Below are 15,722 nucleotides of genomic sequence, written 5' to 3' on the forward strand. Positions count from 1 at the left end.
GTTGAGGAGACTAGATGCAGCTGACCCTGGACAGGATTGGTTTGCGAGCCGGCTCGCAGACGCACCTGACTCCCATGAGCCTGGCCCCGGTTCCGGGCGCCATGACGGTGCTGCTGGGGGTGACCCTGGCCGGCAAGACCTCCCTGATGCGCATCATGGCCGGGCTGGACCGGCCCACCGAAGGCCGCGTGCTGGTCGACGGCGCGGACGTGACCGGCGTGCCCGTGCGCCAGCGCAACGTGGCCATGGTCTATCAGCAGTTCATCAATTACCCGTCGATGTCGGTCTACGAGAACATCGCGTCGCCGCTGAAGCTGCGCGGCGAACGGGACATTCGCGAAAAGGTCCGCGCCATGGCGGCGCGCCTGCATATCGATCATCTGCTTGAGCGCTACCCCTCGGAACTGTCCGGTGGGCAGCAGCAGCGCGTGGCGCTGGCCCGCGCCCTGGTCAAGGACGCGCCGCTGATCCTGCTGGACGAACCGCTGGTCAACCTGGACTACAAGCTGCGCGAGGAATTGCGCGACGAACTGTCGGAATTGTTCGCCGAAGGGCGGTCCACGGTGGTCTACGCCACGACCGAACCCGGGGAAGCCCTGTTGCTTGGCGGCCACACCGCGGTGCTGGATGCGGGTGAATTGCTGCAATACGGGCCCACCGCCGAGGTGTTTCACCGGCCCAATTCCATCCGCGTGGCGCGCGCTTTCAGCGACCCGCCCATGAACCTGTTCGCCGCGCGCCGCACGGACACGGGCTTCGTCTTGCAAGGCCAGATGGCGGTCGAGCGCCGCCTGCCGCCCGAGGCGGGCGCCGACCTGACCGCGGGCCTGCGTGCCGGCGCCCTGGATGTCGAGCCGCGTCCCGGCCACATCGGCCTGCCGGGCGTGGTGAAGCTTGCCGAGATATCCGGTTCGGACACCTTCGTCCATGCCGAAACGGCCGCGGGCAACGTCGTCGCGCAGTTGCCGGGCGTGCACCGGTACACGCTGGACCAGCGCGTCGAGCTCTATTTCGATCCGGCTCAGACCTATGCCTTCGACGCCGACGGCGCGCTGCTTGCCGCGCCGCGCCAGCCTGCCGGCGCGGGGGAGGTTGCCTGATGGCCCAGATCGAGCTGGACCTCTCGCATTCCTACGTGGCCGATCCCAAGACCGACGAGGACTACGCGCTGCTGCCGCTGAAGTTCACCTTCCGCGACGGCGGCGCCTATGCCCTGCTGGGCCCGTCAGGTTGCGGCAAGACCACGCTGCTCAATTGCGTGTCGGGCCTGCTGCGCCCGTCGCATGGCCGCATCCTGTTCGATGGACAGGACGTCACCGCCAAGACCCCTCAAGCGCGCAATATCGCCCAGGTGTTCCAGTTTCCGGTCGTGTACGACACCATGACGGTGGCCGAAAACCTGGCGTTCCCCTTGCGCAACCGCGGCATTGCGCCGGACCGCATTCGCGAGCGGGTGGGCCGCATCGCCGAAATGCTGGAGATGTCCGCAGTGCTGGACCGCCGCGCCAGCGGCCTGACCGCCGACGCCAAGCAGAAGATCTCGCTGGGGCGCGGCCTCGTGCGCAGCGACGTGTCGGCCATCCTGTTCGACGAACCGCTGACCGTCATCGACCCGCAACTGAAATGGGAGCTGCGGCGCAAACTCAAGGAAATCCACCACGAATTCAAACTCACGCTGATCTACGTGACCCACGACCAGACCGAGGCGCTGACCTTCGCGGACCAGGTCATGGTGATGGCGCGGGGCCGCGCGGTGCAGGTGGGCACCGCGGACGACCTCTTCGAAAGGCCCGCCCACACCTTCGTGGGCCACTTCATCGGTTCGCCGGGCATGAACTTCCTGCCCGCGCATTGGCGTGACGGCGCGCTGTGGGTCGGGCAAAGCCAGGTCGGCGGCGCGCCCGAGGCCCTGGGGGCCAGACTGGCCGACGCCGGCCCCGTCAAGCTGGGCGTGCGCCCCGAATACCTGCGCGTGACCGAAGCCGGCGCGGCAGGCGCCGTGCCCGTGCGTGTGGACCGCGTGCAGGACGTCGGCACCTATACCTTGCTGGTGGCCGATTTTGAAGGCACGCCCGTGCGCGCGCGGCTGGGCAGCAACGTCGTGCCCGCCGCCGCCGGCGGCACGGTCTGGTTGTCGATGTTGAACCCGCACACCTGCTTCTATCGCGACGAGGTGCTGATCCCATGAAACCCATTGATCACCGGGCCTGGTTCCTGGTCCTGCCCGTGGTGCTGTGCGTGGCGTTTTCGGCCATCCTGCCGCTGATGACCATCGTCAACTATTCGGTGCAGGACATCATCTCGCCCGAACGCCGCGTCTTCGTCGGCACGGAATGGTTTGCCGCCGTGCTGCAGGACGAAGAACTGCACGGGGCCTTGTTCCGGCAGACCGGTTTTTCCTTGGCGGTGCTGGCCATCGAGATCCCGCTGGGCATCCTGCTGGCGCTGTCGATGCCCGCCAGCGGGTGGCGCGCGTCCGCCGTGCTGGTCATCATCGCGCTGTCGCTGCTGATCCCCTGGAACGTCGTGGGCACCATCTGGCAGGTGTTCGGACGTACCGACATCGGCTTGCTTGGCGCCACCTTGTCATGGCTGGGCGTGGACTACAACTACACCGGCAACGACGTCGATGCGTGGGTGACCGTGCTGGTGATGGACGTCTGGCACTGGACGCCGCTGGTCGCGCTGCTGTGCTATGCGGGCCTGCGCGCCATCCCCGACGCCTACTATCAGGCCGCCCGCATCGACGGCGCGTCGCGCCTGGCGGTGTTCCGCTACATCCAGCTGCCCAAGATGCGCGGCGTATTGATGATCGCGGTGCTGCTGCGCTTCATGGACAGCTTCATGATCTATACCGAGCCCTTCGTGCTGACGGGCGGCGGGCCGGGCAACGCCACCACGTTCCTGTCGCAATACCTCACGCAGAAGGCCGTGGGCCAGTTCGACCTGGGCCCGGCCGCGGCGTTTTCGATCATCTACTTCCTGATCATCCTGCTGCTGTGCTTCATCCTCTACAACTGGATGCAGCGCGCGGGCACCACGGGCGGCGTCGACGAGGAGCGTGCCAATGCGTGACAACTCCACCTGGTGGCGCTCCGCCTTCCTGATCCTGTACCTGGTGTTCGCCATCCTGCCGCTGTACTGGATGCTGAACATGTCGTTCAAGACGAACACCGAGATCGTCAGCACCCTGACGCTGTGGCCGCGCGACTTCACCTTCGAGCATTACCGCACCATCTTCACGGACCCGGCCTGGTATTCGGGCTACATCAATTCGCTGATCTATGTGGTCATCAACACGGTGATCTCGCTGGCGGTGGCGCTGCCGGCGGCCTATGCATTTTCGCGCTACCGCTTCATCGGCGACAAGCACGTGTTCTTCTGGCTGCTGACCAATCGCATGACGCCGCCGGCTGTGTTCCTGCTGCCGTTCTTCCAGCTGTACAGCTCGTTCGGGCTGATGGACACGCATCTGGCCGTGGCGCTGGCGCACCTGGTCTTCAACGTGCCGCTGGCCGTGTGGATCCTGGAAGGCTTCATGTCCGGCGTGCCGCGCGAAATCGATGAAACCGCCTATGTCGATGGCTATTCGTTCCCGCGGTTCTTCCTGACGATCTTCCTGCCGCTGATCAAGTCGGGCGTGGGCGTGGCGGCGTTCTTCTGCTTCATGTTCAGCTGGGTGGAACTGCTGCTGGCGCGCACGCTCACGTCCGTCAACGCCAAGCCCATCGTGGCCACCATGACCCGCACCGTGTCGGCCTCCGGCATGGACTGGGGCGTGCTGGCGGCCGCGGGCGTGCTGACCATCGTGCCCGGCGGCATCGTCATCTGGTTCGTGCGCCACTACATCGCGAAGGGCTTCGCGATGGGCCGGGTCTAGGGGGAGGGGCGCGACATGTTCAGCTGGATGGTATGGACCACTCCCGTCGCCGTGTTCTTCACCTGCATCGTCCTGATGCTGATCGGCATGACGGTCTGGGAATTGAAGGCGCCCACGGTTGAGCGCAAGGGTTTCCTGCCGCTGCGCACCACGCGTGGCGACAGGTTGTTCATCGGTTTGATGGCCGCTGCCTGGCTCAACCTGGCGTTCCTGGGGTTCGGGCAGAAGGCGGTGGAATGGTTTTCGCTGGATGAGCCGCCATCGGTGTGGATCAGCTTCGTGCTGTCCATGCTGCTGTTGGCCTTCATCATGAGAAAAGGCTGAAGGGGCGTTTCGATCCCTGACTTGGTTCAAGGACTACGGGCCCGCATCTTCCCCGGCCAGAGGTCCGCAGCAAAAGATGGGGAAGGCCATTCGAGGAGACAGGTCATGAAATTGCGCATGCATGCCATGGCAGCGGCTATCGCCCTGATCGGAACGTCAGGGGCATGGGCCGGCGAGCCGGAAGCGAAGAAGTGGGTGGATTCGGAGTTCCAGCCGTCGACGTTGTCCAAGGACCAGCAGATGGCGGAAATGAAGTGGTTCATGGACGCCGCCGCCAAACTCCGTGCCAAGGGCGTTAACGAAATCAGCGTCGTATCCGAAACCATCACCACGCACGAGTACGAATCCAAGACGCTGGCCAAGGCATTCAGTGAAATCACCGGCATCAAGGTCAACCACGACCTGATCCAGGAAGGCGACGTCGTCGAAAAGCTGCAGACGTCCATGCAGTCCGGCAAGTCCATCTACGACGGCTGGATCTCGGACTCCGACCTGATCGGCACGCACTATCGCTACGGCGCCATCCTGCCACTGTCCGACTACATGGCCGGCGCGGGCCGCGAATGGACCAACCCCGACCTGGACATCAAGGATTTCATCGGCACCAAGTTCACCACGGCGCCCGACGGCAAGCTGTACCAGTTGCCCGACCAGCAGTTCGCCAACGTCTACTGGTTCCGCGCCGACTGGTTCGCCCGGCAGGACCTGAAGGACAAGTTCAAGGCCAAGTACGGGTACGACCTGGGCGTGCCCACCAACTGGTCCGCCTACGAAGACATTGCCGACTTCTTCTCCAACGACGTCAAGGAGATCGATGGCAAGAAGGTCTACGGCCACATGGACTACGGCAAGAAGGACCCGTCGCTGGGCTGGCGTTTCACCGACGCGTGGCTGTCCATGGCCGGCGCCGCCGATAAGGGTTTGCCCAACGGCATGCCAGTGGACGAATGGGGCATCCGCGTCGCCGACGACAAATGCACCCCGGTGGGCGCTTCGGTATCGCGGGGCGGCGCCACCAACAGCCCGGCCGCCGTCTATGCGCTGACCAAATACATCGACTGGATGAAGAAGTACGCCCCGCAGCAAGCCATGGGCATGACCTTCTCGGAATCCGGCCCCGTCCCGGCGCAAGGCCAGATCGCCCAGCAGATCTTCTGGTACACGGCGTTCACGGCCGACATGACCAAGAAGGGCCTGCCGGTCGTCAACGACGACGGCACCCCGAAATGGCGCATGGCCCCGTCGCCCTATGGCCCGTACTGGAAGGACGGCATGCAGAACGGCTACCAGGACGTGGGTTCATGGACGTTCTTCAAGTCCACCAACCCCGACAAGATGGCCGCCGCCTGGCTGTACGCGCAATTCGTCACGTCGAAGTCGGTGTCGTTGAAGAAATCCATCACCGGCCTGACCTTCATCCGCGACAGCGACATCCACAGCGACTTCTTCACGAAGAACGCCGCGAACTACGGCGGCCTGATCGAGTTCTACCGCAGCCCCGCCCGCGTGGCATGGACGCCCACGGGCAACAACGTGCCGGACTATCCGAAGCTGGCGCAACTGTGGTGGAAGAACGTCGCGACGGCCGTCACGGGCGAAAAGACCCCGCAGGCCGCCATGGACAACTTGGCCAATGAAATGGACCAGGTGATGGCGCGCCTGGAACGGGCAGGCATGGCGCAATGCGCGCCGAAGCTGAACGCCAAGAGCGATCCCAGCAAGTGGCTGTCGGATCAGCACGCGCCCTGGAAGAAACTGGCGAACGAGAAGCCCAAGGGCGAGACCATCCCGTATGAAAAGCTGCTGGCGGCCTGGAAGGAGGGCAAGGTCCGGTAGGGCAGCACGGGTCGGTAGGATGGGTGTAGCGCGAGAGTTCTTAAGCAAGAACCCGACTGTCCCGCGCGCGAAACCCATCAAGCAGCGGTGACTGTTTGGCAGCGTCAGCCAGAACACCACCGCCGCCTGATGGATTTCGCGCGTTGATGACCGGCTCGTATGGCGCGATGCGCTCGCGCTCTACCCATCCTACGTTCCTCTACGACGCGCCGATGGGATAATCACCGCCTGCACGATTCCTCTTGGTTTCTTTTCAGGTCTTCCATTCCGCATGTCCGCGCATCTTCTTGGCCGTTTTTGCCTGTCCGCGTTCCTCGGCCTCGCTGCCGCTCACACCCAAGCCGCCGGTTTCCAGCGCCTGACCCTCCCCATGGACCAGAACGGCCCCGGGCTGTCCGGCGCCATCTGGTATCCGTGCGCGGCACCTGCCGCCGAGATCAAAGTCGGCCGGACCCCGATCTCCGGCGTCCTGAACTGCCCGGTGCCCGAAGGCCGGCATCCGCTTGTCGTCATGTCGCATGGATCCAGCGGCTCGTTCCTGGGTCATCACGACACTGCTGCCGCGTTGGCCAATGCGGGTTTCGTGGTCGCGGCGGTCAACCATGTAGGCGACAACTGGGAGGACCGGTCGCGGCAGGGGTATCTGTCGATTTTCTCGACGCGCCCTCGTGAAATGCGGCGGCTGATCGATTACATGACGACCGCCTGGCCGCAGAAGGCGAAGGTGGATGCTGGCAAGATCGGCATTTACGGCTTTTCACGCGGCGGCTACACCGCGCTGGTGCTGGCGGGGGGCGTGCCGGATTTCCGGGCCGGCCTCGCCGTTTGCCAGACTACCCCGTCGCTGCCGATGTGCCGTGACATTGCCGCCGGAAAGATTCCACAGCAGTCTTATGTGCATGACGATCGCATCAAGGCGGCCGTCATCGCGGACCCGTTGAACGCGTTTCCCGGCGATGCCTTGAATGCGGTGAAGATTCCGGTGCAATTGTGGGCATCGGAACGGGGCGGTGATGGCGTCAGCCCTGCCAGCGTGGAGGCGGTGCGCCAGGGGCTGCCCGCCGCGCCGGACTTTCAGATGGCGACGGGGGCAGGGCACTTCGATTTCCTGGCGCGTTGCCCGGCGGAGCAGGCCGAGACCCTGTCCGTATATTGCAGGGAGGCGGCGGGCTTCGACCGCCAGCAGTTCCACCAGGACCTGAATGCGAAGGTCGTGGAGTTCTTCAAGAACCACCTTTAGGTCGGTCCCGGCCCCTTCAGACCAGGCCCGGACCAGCCTGGCTCCGCCTACGCCATGACCAGCGCGCGATGCACGCACACGCCGGCCATCACGCCTGAGGCGCTGGCAAGCGTCGTGTTGCTCATCGGAATGGCTGCATCGCCCGCGGCATAGACGCCAGGCACCGTGGTCTGCCTGAACTCGTCGGTGCGAATCACGGGGCCGAGCGGACCGTCGTCGAACGCGCAACCCAGCTGCATCGCGAGCGGACTGGCCATATGGGTCTTGCTGGCGACGAACAGCGCGTGCACCGCCATGCGCCGCCCATCGGCGAGCTTGACGGCATCCAGCGCCGGCGCCGTGCCCATGAGTTCCACGATGGGCGTGCGTTCGATACGCACGCCGCGCTTGTCCAGCAGCGCTGCCTGTTCCGCATCCGGTTCGAATTCGCCCTGCGTGAAATAGGTGGTGGGCCCCCAGTCCGGCAGCAGCACGGCTTGGTGCGCGGATAGCGGATGCGCGGCCAGCACGCCCAGCGGGCGGCCGGCCACTTCATAGCCATGGCAATAGGGGCAATGCAGCACGGTCTGCCCCCAGCGTTCCTGCAGGCCGGCCAGTGCAGGCAATTGGTCACGCAGCCCCGTTGCCAGGATCAGGTGCTTGCCCTGGACTTCCTCTCCCGCCGCCATCGTCACGCGCAGCAGTCCGGCGTGCGCGCTCGCACTGACCGCCTCGCCATCCAGGAACTTGACGCAAGGGTACTGGGCCAACTGCTCGCGCGCCTGCCGCAAGATTTCCCGGGGCGGCTTGCCATCCTGGCCCAGGAAGCCGTGCGCATGCGCGGCAAAGCGGTTGCGCGGCTGGCCGCCGTCGATCAGCAGGACGCGCCGGCGGGCGCGGGCCAGTTGCAGGGCGGCGGACAGGCCGGCAAAGCTGCCGCCCACGATGATGGCGTCGTAAGTCATCGGCTGGATTCCTATTCAGAGACTATCAAGATACTTCGTAAGTTGCATGATAGGGTGGAATCCAGGTTTCATGCAACTTTCGATGTGTCGTATTTTGCCGGGGAAGGCGGCGCGCCGCCTACACCGGGAAATCCGTCGACTGCGCCAGCGCCTTCCAGGCTTCGGTTTCCTCGGCCACGTACGCGTTCTTTTCCGCGATCACGCGCAGGGCGTCCGTGCCCAAGGGCAGGCGCAGCGGGGGCGTTGCGGCATCGGCCAGGGTGATCATGGCCGCAGCCAGCTTTGCCGGATCGCCCGGTTGCTGGTGATTCAGGCCGGCCGCAATCCGTCGCACATTGCCCGACGTGGCGTCGTAGTCGTCGATGATGGCGCCTGCCACGGTCAGCGACGTCGCGTCCAGGAAATCGGTGCGGAAGTAGCCGGGTTCGACGACGGTCGCGTGGATGCCCAGCGGCTTGAGTTCCGCATGCAGCGCTTCGGTCAGCCCTTCGACCGCGAACTTGGTCGAGCAGTACGCGCCGAACCCCGCGCCGGACCGGTAGCCGCCCAGCGAAGACAGGTTGATCACGTGGCCGGCACGTTGCGCCCGCAGCGTGGGCAGCACGGCGCGCGTGACGTTCAGCAGGCCGAACACGTTGGTGTCGTACATGCGGCGCACGTCGGCATCGCTGGACTCTTCAACGGCGCCCAGCAAGCCGAAGCCCGCATTGTTCACCAGTACGTCGATACGGCCGAATCGCGCCAGGCCGGCGGCGACGGCCGCCTTGGCCTGGGCTTCGTCGGTGACGTCCAGCGCAACGGGAAGCAGGGCGGGCGACTCGCCCAGGCGTTTTGCGATGGCGTCGACATTGCGGCCGGCGGCGATGACGGCGTTGCCGTCGGCAAGTGCCGCCTCGGCGATCAGCGCACCGATGCCGCGCGAGGCGCCGGTGATGAGCCAGACGCGTTTGAAGGAGGTGACGGGGGTTTGCATGGAGAGGCTCCGAAAGGGGGGAATGAGCCTAGATCGTAGGGGGATCGATAATCCCGGAATAGATAGGAAATAGCGGAAATATAATCAACAAAAATTTGCGAATGAGCGTCCCATGAACGAAATCCGTGCGGTCACCATCTTTGCGCGCGCCGCCGTGCTGGGCAGCCTGCGCCGCGCGGCGGTGGACCAGGGCATTTCGCCTCAGGCCGCCAGCCACGCGGTGATGCAGCTGGAAAAGGAACTGGGCGTGCGCTTGTTCCACCGCACCACACGCAAGCTCAGCCTGACCGAAGAAGGCCAGCAACTGCTCGAAAGCGTGGCGCCAGCCCTGGCAATGTTCGCGACCGCGCTGGATGATGCGCGCCGGTCGCGTCAGGACATCGCCGGCCCCTTGCGCGTCAGCGCGCCCAGGACGATGGCGCGCCACGTGATCTGGCCCGCCCTGATGGCGTTCGCCGCGGAACATCCCAGCGTGCAGCTGGACGTGCAGTTCGATGACCAGTTCACCGATCTGGTCGCAGACCGCGCCGATGTCGGGTTCCGGGGCGGTTCGCCGCCGGCCGAAGGGGCCATCGCGCGCCGGCTCGTGCCGATCCAGCTGATCGTGTGCGCCTCGCCCGCCTATCTGGCCCGCCACGGCACGCCCCGGACCATCGAGGCGCTGGACGCACACCGCTGCACGGGCTACCGGCGCGTCAACACCGGCAAGCTTGCACCCTGGGAGTTCATGGTCGGCGACGAAATCCAGTATCGCGACGTACCGGCCGTGTTGTGCACGAACGATGCCGAAGCGGAAACCGATGCCGTGGTGGCGGGACTGGGCATCGGGCAACTCGGCAGTTTTTCAGCCGCCGGACCCATCCGCGCCGGCTTGCTGGTGCCGCTGTTGACGCAGCATCTGACGCAGCGGGAATCGTTCTATATCTACTATCGGCGGCGAACGGAACAGCCCCTGCGCGTCAAGGCGTTCATCGATTTCATGGTGGAGCGCCTGGCGGACAACCAGGACTTCTTTCTGACGCGTGCCGAGCTGACGCGTCCGCGCAAACCCGGCGCATAGAGCCCGCGCGTTTGACGGTGTATTCTCGATTGCGTGGCGCGCTTGCCAACCCGGTGCGCGCGAAGCAGAACAAAGCGGGCAGCGCCCATCCGGCGCCCGTCCGCACGCGAATATCCAGGAGACAGGACCATGTTGTTGACGGAAGAACAGCAGAGCATTCAGGAAATGGCGCGCCGCTTTGCGGCCGAACGCCTGGCGCCCAACGCCGAACGCTGGGACCGCGACCACGAATACCCCGCTGACGCCATTCGGGAGATGGCGCAACTGGGGTTTTTCGGCATGCTGGTGCCGGAAGAATGGGACGGCAACGCCAGCGGCTATATCTCGTATGCGGTGGCGCTGGAGGAAATTGCCGCAGGCAACGGCGCGTGTTCCACGATCATGAGCGTGCACAACTCGGTTGCCTGCATGCCGATCCTGAAGTTCGGCACCGATGCGCAGAAAGACCAGTTCCTGCGGCCTCTGGCCACGGGCGAACACATCGGGGGCTTTGCGCTGACCGAGCCGCAAGCGGGGTCCGATGCCAGCAGCCTGCGCACCCGGGCCCGCCGCGACGGCGACGACTACATCCTGAACGGCGCCAAGCAATTCATCACCTCGGGCAAAAGCGGCCAGACGGTGATCGTCTTCGCCGTGACTGATCCGGACGCCGGCAAGCGCGGCATTTCCGCCTTCATCGTGCCGACCGACACCCCGGGGTATCAAGTGCTGCGCGTCGAAGACAAGCTGGGCCAGCACGCCTCGGACACGTGCCAGATTGCGTTTGAAGACATGCGCATTCCGGCGGCTTACCGTTTGGGCGCAGAAGGCGAAGGCTACAAGATCGCGCTGGCCAACCTGGAAGGCGGACGCATCGGCATCGCCTCGCAATCCGTCGGCATGGCGCGCGCGGCGTTCGAATGCGCGCGCGACTACGCCCGCGACCGGCAGGCGTTCGGCAAGCCCATCATGGAGCACCAGGCGGTGTCGTTCCGGCTGGCCGACATGGCCACGCAGATCCATGCGGCGCGCCAAATGGTGCTGCACGCCGCGGCGTTGCGTGAAGCGGGCAGGCCGGCGCTGATGGAAGCCTCGATGGCCAAGCTCTTCGCCTCTGAAATGGCCGAAAAGGTGTGCTCGGCCGCGATCCAGACGCTGGGCGGCTACGGCTACCTGAAGGATTTCCCGGTGGAGCGCATCTACCGCGATGTGCGCGTGTGCCAGATCTACGAAGGCACCAGCGACATCCAGCGGCTGGTGATCGCACGCGGCCTGTAGCCCGCGCGACGGCGTTGTCTCCCAGACTGCGCCGTCGCGGCCGGTCCGGCTTCAGCCCGGGCGGCCTTGCGCCAGTTGCGCGTCCCAATACGCCAGGTGTTCCTGCCAGTCGGGGCGGTCGAGCGCGCGCAACTGATCCAGGATGCGTTGGGCATCGTCCGGCCGGCCCAGGAGCAGGTTGGCCTTGATCAGGTTGCTGCCCACCTGCAGGCCATGCGCGTGAACCTGGAAGCGGGGGCCGGCCAATTCCAGGATGTCGGCGATACGGCCGGCATTGCCCAGGTCGCCGCTCATCTGCATCAGCAAGTCGGCGGGGGCGGGGTCGCCCGCGCGCGATAGCGCCTCGTTGTACAGGGCGATCGCGCCGGCGTAGTTGTGCGACCCGAGCTCACCGCGCGCCAACCATAGCTGCGCACGCCAGCTGCCGGGCAGGGCGGCGACTTTTCGCATCGCCGTGATGCCCGCCGCGTCACCGCCGAAATCGCGGTGGATGGCCTCGAACCAGCCCAGCCCGTTGTCCTGGTTGGGGTCTCGTTGCAAGGCGCGCCACAAGGTGTCGAGCGCCCGGGCTTCGTCATCGCGTTCGGCGTGGATCTTGGCGAGGTTGGTCAGCACGATGCCCGTCTCGCCATGCTGCGCGCAGAACGCTTGCAGCACGCGTTCGCTGTCGTCCAGCCGGTCCTGCTTCATGTAGACGATGGCCTGCAGCACCACGGCGCGTTCGGGGTTCGGGTCCAGTTCCACCAGCCGTTCGGCGGGGCGCACCATCTCGTCGATGAAACCGTCGTTCAGCGACTGGATGATCAGGCCGGCCAGCCGGTCGGCATCGTTCCAGTCCTGTTCGATGGCACCGGGCAGCACGTTCTGGCGCCATTGCTCGCGGGTGACGAGCACTTCGCGGCCCTGGGCGTCGTAGGCGCGGATCATCTGGTCACTGTCGGGTTGGGAACTCATGCGTTGGATCCTTCGGAAAAGTTGCGCCGGCGCCGCCGCGTCCACAGCGTGTAGACAATGATATTGCCTACGATCAGCAACGTGGCCAGCACGATCTGCGTGGTCCGCGTGATGCCCTCGGGGTAGATCAGGCCCAGCACATAATGTTCGATGAAGCCGCCGGCGTATCCCTGCTGGCCCGCCTGCTGCCGCAGCGACACCTCCAGCGGCGTCAGCGGGCAGATCCAGCCCATGCCGATCACCATCGCGCCCCACGCCAATGCGGGCAGATGCCAGTAGGCGATGCGGGGCTTCCACAGCGCAAGCAAGCCGCCGAACATGACGAAGGCGATGAAGAGGCCATGCGCGACCAGGACCAGGTCGGCAAGGATGCGGTAAGTCATCGGAAGTTCTCTGCAGGTTCAGGAAATGGCCGGCGTGCTTCGCCGGACCCGCATTTAATCTTAAGGCTGCGCGGGCCGGGCGGCATATTGGCAACAAAGCAAGACGCTTGGTGTCGGAATAGAATGCCGGCGTCATTACACAGCGTGAGGCAAGGACAATGGGCCAGACGATAGAAGGGCGGATTCAAGCCGCCGAAGAGCAACTGCGCCAGGCGATGCTGGCATCCGACATCGCGGCGCTTGAGCGCCTCCTGGATCCGCAGCTGCTGTTCACGAACCACATGGGCTGGAGCTTCACCCGCGAAGACGACCTGGACGCGCACCGTTCGGGCATGCTGAAGATCCATGGGTTGGACCTGTCCGAACTGAACATCCTGCCGCGTGCGGAATGCGCGGTCGTGTCGGTGCAGGCGCGGATATCGGGCAGCTACAACGGGGTGCCGGCCAACGGCACATTCCGGTTCATGCGGACCTGGGCGCTGGACGCGGTCTCCGGTCAATGGCGCGTGATCGCGGCCAGTTCTGTCATGGTGGTGTGACGCCCGCCAGGCGCCCTCAGACCTTCAGGTCGCGCAGCAGCTTGGCCAGTTCGGGCGCCGTCATCAGCGACACGCCTTGCGCCTTCGCATAGGCCCAGGCGTTGTCGGACACGTCGCCCAGGGCGATGTAGATGGCTTCGCGGGCGCCGCGTTTCTCGCGTGCCGCCTGCAGTTCGCGCAGGGGCTCCACCCCCACGCGGGCGGCCTTCCAGCGCTTGGCGCTGACGATGGCCACGTGGCCGTCCTTGCTCAGGGCGAAGTCCGCGCCGGGCGTCTGCAGGCGTTGCACCTCACAGCCGTCGCGCTTGAAGCCGGCCTCGACCGTGGCGGCGAAGTCGGCCCACGACATGGCGGCGGCGGTTTCGGCCACGGCCTGCACGCGGGTGCCCGAGGGCGCCCGCAATTGCTTGTAGGCGGCCATGATGGAAATGACCGCGAACGGCACTGCCGCAAACACGCCCATCGCCGCGTAGTCCAGCGGTAGCGCGGCGAATCCGCCCACGCACAGCAGCACCGCCACGCCAGCGCTCATCCACCACGGCGAGCGCAGCAGGACGGCGAAGATGGAGTTCTGAGACATCTTGAGTTTCATGGCGGCTCGCGGCGTTGCGGTGACGGGGGGAACGGGGTCAGGCGTTGTCGGCGGGCGCGTCTGCGGCGCGCACCACGATGCGGACGTCGCCGCAGGTGACGATCTGCCCACCGCGGATCTTGGCGGTCTTGCGGGTCTCGACGACGCCGCCCACGCTGACCAGGCCGTCGGCCACCATCATCTTGCCCGCGCCTCCGCTGTCGCAGACGCCGGTGGCCTTAAGCAGCTGGTTCACTTCGATATAGGGGCTGCCGTCGGCAAGCGTGAATTCAATGATGGGCATGGAGGAATTGCGCAAATTCAGGTGTGAAAGCGGCCGGATCGGCCACGTACGTCAGGCGGCCTCAGGCCGGGCCGCCGCGGTTGGTGTTCTCGGGGGCGGCGGCAGGCGCCTCGGGCACGCTGGGCGCGGCGGGGCGGGGTGCGCTTTCCGCGCGCGCCATCCAGGCGATAAGCGACGAACGCATCGCCTCTTCGACCGACATCTGGATGGGCGTCACCCAGTCCTGCGGTACGAAGACGGTGTAGCCGCCGATCATGTAGCCCATCGGCAGGTAGACGGCCACGCGGTCGCCCTGCGTGAAGCCTTCAGGCAGGCCGTCCATGCTGCGGCGGGTGACCAGGCCCACCAGCTCCAGTTGCTGGCCTGGCACGCGCAGGATCACGACCTGCTGCGCCGTATTCTTGGAACTGGGCGAAAAATAGTCCGCGAAGCTCTTCAAGGACGAATAGATGCTCTTGACCACCGGCAGGTTGGTGAAGGGCATTTCCACCACGGTCAGGAAGCGCTGCACGCGTTCCTTGGACACCAGGTACCCGATGGCCAGAATGCCCAGGATGCCCAGCGCCAACCCCATGCCCGGCACGTAGAAGCCGCCGATGAAGGGGCGCAGGAAAGTCAGCGCCACCGCTTCCGTCCAGGCCAGGAAGATATAGAGCAGGTAGATGGTCAAAGCCAGCGGCAGGACGGTGATCAGGCCGCGGAAGAAGTATTTGTAGAGACGAGTCATAGGCAGGAACTAGAGAATTAGGGTCGGACCAAGGCTTGCCGGCGCGGGTCAGAGGGCCGCCAGCATAGCAGCCGGCGCCCGCGTGTTTCGTAATAAACCGCATCGCCCCGGGGATATCGGGGCCAGGGAACCCTGCGCGCGCGGCCTAGCGGTCGACGGGCAGGTACAGGGTTTCCTTGATTTCCTCCATGACCACATAGCTGCGCGATTCCGCGGAAGCCGGCAGTCGTTTGAGGATTTCGCCCAGCAGGCGACGGTATTCGTTCATTTCCGTCAGGCGGGCCTTCACCAGGTAGTCGAAATCACCGGACACCAGATGGCATTCCATGACTTCGGGAACATAGAGCAGCTCTTTCTTGACCTTGTCGAAGACGTCGCCGGACTTGGCCGACAGCTTGATTTCCAGGAAGACGAGCAGATTCTTGCCCAATGCGGCCGGGTTGACGCGCGCATGGTAACCCGTGATGACGCCTTCGCGCTCCATGCGCTTGACGCGGTCCGAACACGGGGTGGCGGACAGGCTCACCCGATCGGCCAATTCGGTCACCGAAATGCGGCCTTCGCGCTGCAGGATATCCAGAATTTTCAGGTCGATTCGGTCTAGGTCGCGCATTTCACTTTTGGCGATCGAAAAACAGGGGCGTGCCCGGGAAAAGCACTGGCAAAGGAAAATAATCAGTGCTTTTCACTGCGAATAGGCTCATAGACTACCGAAAATACTGACCAAATC

At 65.1% G+C, this 15,722-nt stretch carries 18 protein-coding genes; 10 read left to right on the top strand and 8 right to left on the bottom strand.

The window, feature by feature from the left end; genetic code table 11:
• Positions 1-14: 14 nt before the first annotated feature.
• The 7 genes from CEY09_RS01260 to CEY09_RS01290 all read left to right on the top strand — a co-directional run bounded on the left by CEY09_RS01260 (position 15) and on the right by CEY09_RS01290 (position 7,280).
• Positions 15-1,100 (top strand): ABC transporter ATP-binding protein, encoded by a 1,086-nt coding sequence (locus CEY09_RS01260; protein ID WP_088587250.1) that lies wholly within the window; start codon positions 15-17, stop codon positions 1,098-1,100.
• Positions 1,100-2,188, top strand: a complete 1,089-nt coding sequence (locus CEY09_RS01265; RefSeq protein WP_088587251.1) for an ABC transporter ATP-binding protein — start codon at positions 1,100-1,102, stop codon at positions 2,186-2,188. The genes CEY09_RS01260 and CEY09_RS01265 overlap by 1 nt, the downstream gene beginning before the upstream one ends.
• Positions 2,185-3,075 (top strand): carbohydrate ABC transporter permease, encoded by an 891-nt coding sequence (locus CEY09_RS01270; RefSeq protein ID WP_088587252.1) that lies wholly within the window; start codon positions 2,185-2,187, stop codon positions 3,073-3,075. Before CEY09_RS01265 ends, CEY09_RS01270 begins: the two co-directional genes overlap by 4 nt.
• Positions 3,068-3,880, top strand: a complete 813-nt coding sequence (locus tag CEY09_RS01275; RefSeq protein ID WP_088587253.1) for a carbohydrate ABC transporter permease — start codon at positions 3,068-3,070, stop codon at positions 3,878-3,880. Before CEY09_RS01270 ends, CEY09_RS01275 begins: the two co-directional genes overlap by 8 nt.
• Before the next feature lie 15 nt (positions 3,881-3,895).
• Positions 3,896-4,204 (top strand): DUF2160 domain-containing protein, encoded by a 309-nt coding sequence (locus tag CEY09_RS01280; RefSeq protein ID WP_006227502.1) that lies wholly within the window; start codon positions 3,896-3,898, stop codon positions 4,202-4,204.
• 105 nt (positions 4,205-4,309) lie between these two features.
• Positions 4,310-6,040, top strand: coding sequence for an ABC transporter substrate-binding protein (locus CEY09_RS01285; RefSeq protein WP_088587254.1), 1,731 nt, complete (start codon positions 4,310-4,312; stop codon positions 6,038-6,040).
• Positions 6,041-6,311: 271 nt separating this feature from the next.
• Positions 6,312-7,280: an alpha/beta hydrolase family protein gene (locus CEY09_RS01290; RefSeq protein ID WP_234818201.1), complete on the top strand. Its 969-nt coding sequence runs from the start codon at positions 6,312-6,314 to the stop codon at positions 7,278-7,280.
• Between the two features lie 47 nt (positions 7,281-7,327).
• On the opposite strand, the gene CEY09_RS01295 is transcribed toward CEY09_RS01290, so the two are convergent.
• Both CEY09_RS01295 and CEY09_RS01300 read right to left on the bottom strand, forming a co-directional pair.
• On the bottom strand, positions 7,328-8,224 hold the full coding sequence (locus CEY09_RS01295) for an NAD(P)/FAD-dependent oxidoreductase (protein ID WP_088587256.1): 897 nt from the start codon (positions 8,222-8,224) through the stop codon (positions 7,328-7,330).
• A gap of 118 nt (positions 8,225-8,342) precedes the next feature.
• Entirely contained in the window at positions 8,343-9,197 is an 855-nt protein-coding gene (locus tag CEY09_RS01300; protein WP_006227498.1) for an oxidoreductase, read from the bottom strand.
• Between the two features lie 112 nt (positions 9,198-9,309).
• Here CEY09_RS01300 and CEY09_RS01305 point away from each other — a divergent pair, with 112 nt between their 5' ends.
• Both CEY09_RS01305 and CEY09_RS01310 read left to right on the top strand, forming a co-directional pair.
• A complete protein-coding gene (locus CEY09_RS01305) occupies positions 9,310-10,257 on the top strand; it encodes a LysR family transcriptional regulator (RefSeq protein WP_006227497.1) in 948 nt (315 codons plus the stop codon).
• A gap of 129 nt (positions 10,258-10,386) precedes the next feature.
• Complete coding sequence (locus tag CEY09_RS01310; RefSeq protein WP_088587257.1) at positions 10,387-11,514, top strand: acyl-CoA dehydrogenase family protein; 1,128 nt, start codon at positions 10,387-10,389, stop codon at positions 11,512-11,514.
• 51 nt (positions 11,515-11,565) lie between these two features.
• Here CEY09_RS01310 and CEY09_RS01315 read toward each other — a convergent pair whose 3' ends face one another.
• Both CEY09_RS01315 and CEY09_RS01320 read right to left on the bottom strand, forming a co-directional pair.
• Positions 11,566-12,468: a tetratricopeptide repeat protein gene (locus tag CEY09_RS01315; protein WP_088587258.1), complete on the bottom strand. Its 903-nt coding sequence runs from the start codon at positions 12,466-12,468 to the stop codon at positions 11,566-11,568.
• Positions 12,465-12,851: a DUF2784 domain-containing protein gene (locus CEY09_RS01320; protein ID WP_088587259.1), complete on the bottom strand. Its 387-nt coding sequence runs from the start codon at positions 12,849-12,851 to the stop codon at positions 12,465-12,467. Before CEY09_RS01320 ends, CEY09_RS01315 begins: the two co-directional genes overlap by 4 nt.
• A 158-nt stretch (positions 12,852-13,009) precedes the next feature.
• On the opposite strand from CEY09_RS01320, the gene CEY09_RS01325 reads away from it, so the two are divergent.
• Positions 13,010-13,390, top strand: coding sequence for a nuclear transport factor 2 family protein (locus CEY09_RS01325; protein ID WP_006227493.1), 381 nt, complete (start codon positions 13,010-13,012; stop codon positions 13,388-13,390).
• A gap of 16 nt (positions 13,391-13,406) precedes the next feature.
• Here the strand turns inward: CEY09_RS01325 and CEY09_RS01330 are convergent, their stop codons facing one another.
• The 4 genes from CEY09_RS01330 to CEY09_RS01345 all read right to left on the bottom strand — a co-directional run bounded on the left by CEY09_RS01330 (position 13,407) and on the right by CEY09_RS01345 (position 15,605).
• Positions 13,407-13,982 carry a restriction endonuclease gene (locus CEY09_RS01330; RefSeq protein ID WP_035214134.1) on the bottom strand — a complete coding sequence of 192 codons (576 nt, stop codon included), beginning with the start codon at positions 13,980-13,982 and terminating at the stop codon, positions 13,407-13,409.
• Between the two features lie 37 nt (positions 13,983-14,019).
• Positions 14,020-14,265, bottom strand: a complete 246-nt coding sequence (locus tag CEY09_RS01335) for an RNA-binding S4 domain-containing protein (protein ID WP_006227491.1) — start codon at positions 14,263-14,265, stop codon at positions 14,020-14,022.
• 61 nt (positions 14,266-14,326) lie between these two features.
• Positions 14,327-14,992 carry a DUF502 domain-containing protein gene (locus tag CEY09_RS01340; RefSeq protein ID WP_006227490.1) on the bottom strand — a complete coding sequence of 222 codons (666 nt, stop codon included), beginning with the start codon at positions 14,990-14,992 and terminating at the stop codon, positions 14,327-14,329.
• Positions 14,993-15,137: 145 nt separating this feature from the next.
• The gene (locus CEY09_RS01345) at positions 15,138-15,605 is read right to left on the bottom strand and encodes a winged helix-turn-helix transcriptional regulator (protein ID WP_088587260.1); all 468 of its coding nucleotides are present in this window, start codon (positions 15,603-15,605) and stop codon (positions 15,138-15,140) included.
• Positions 15,606-15,722: the final 117 nt, after the last annotated feature.

The sequence above is a fragment of the Achromobacter marplatensis genome, assembly GCF_002209535.1.
In the GTDB taxonomy this organism is placed as follows: domain Bacteria; phylum Pseudomonadota; class Gammaproteobacteria; order Burkholderiales; family Burkholderiaceae_B; genus Achromobacter; species Achromobacter marplatensis.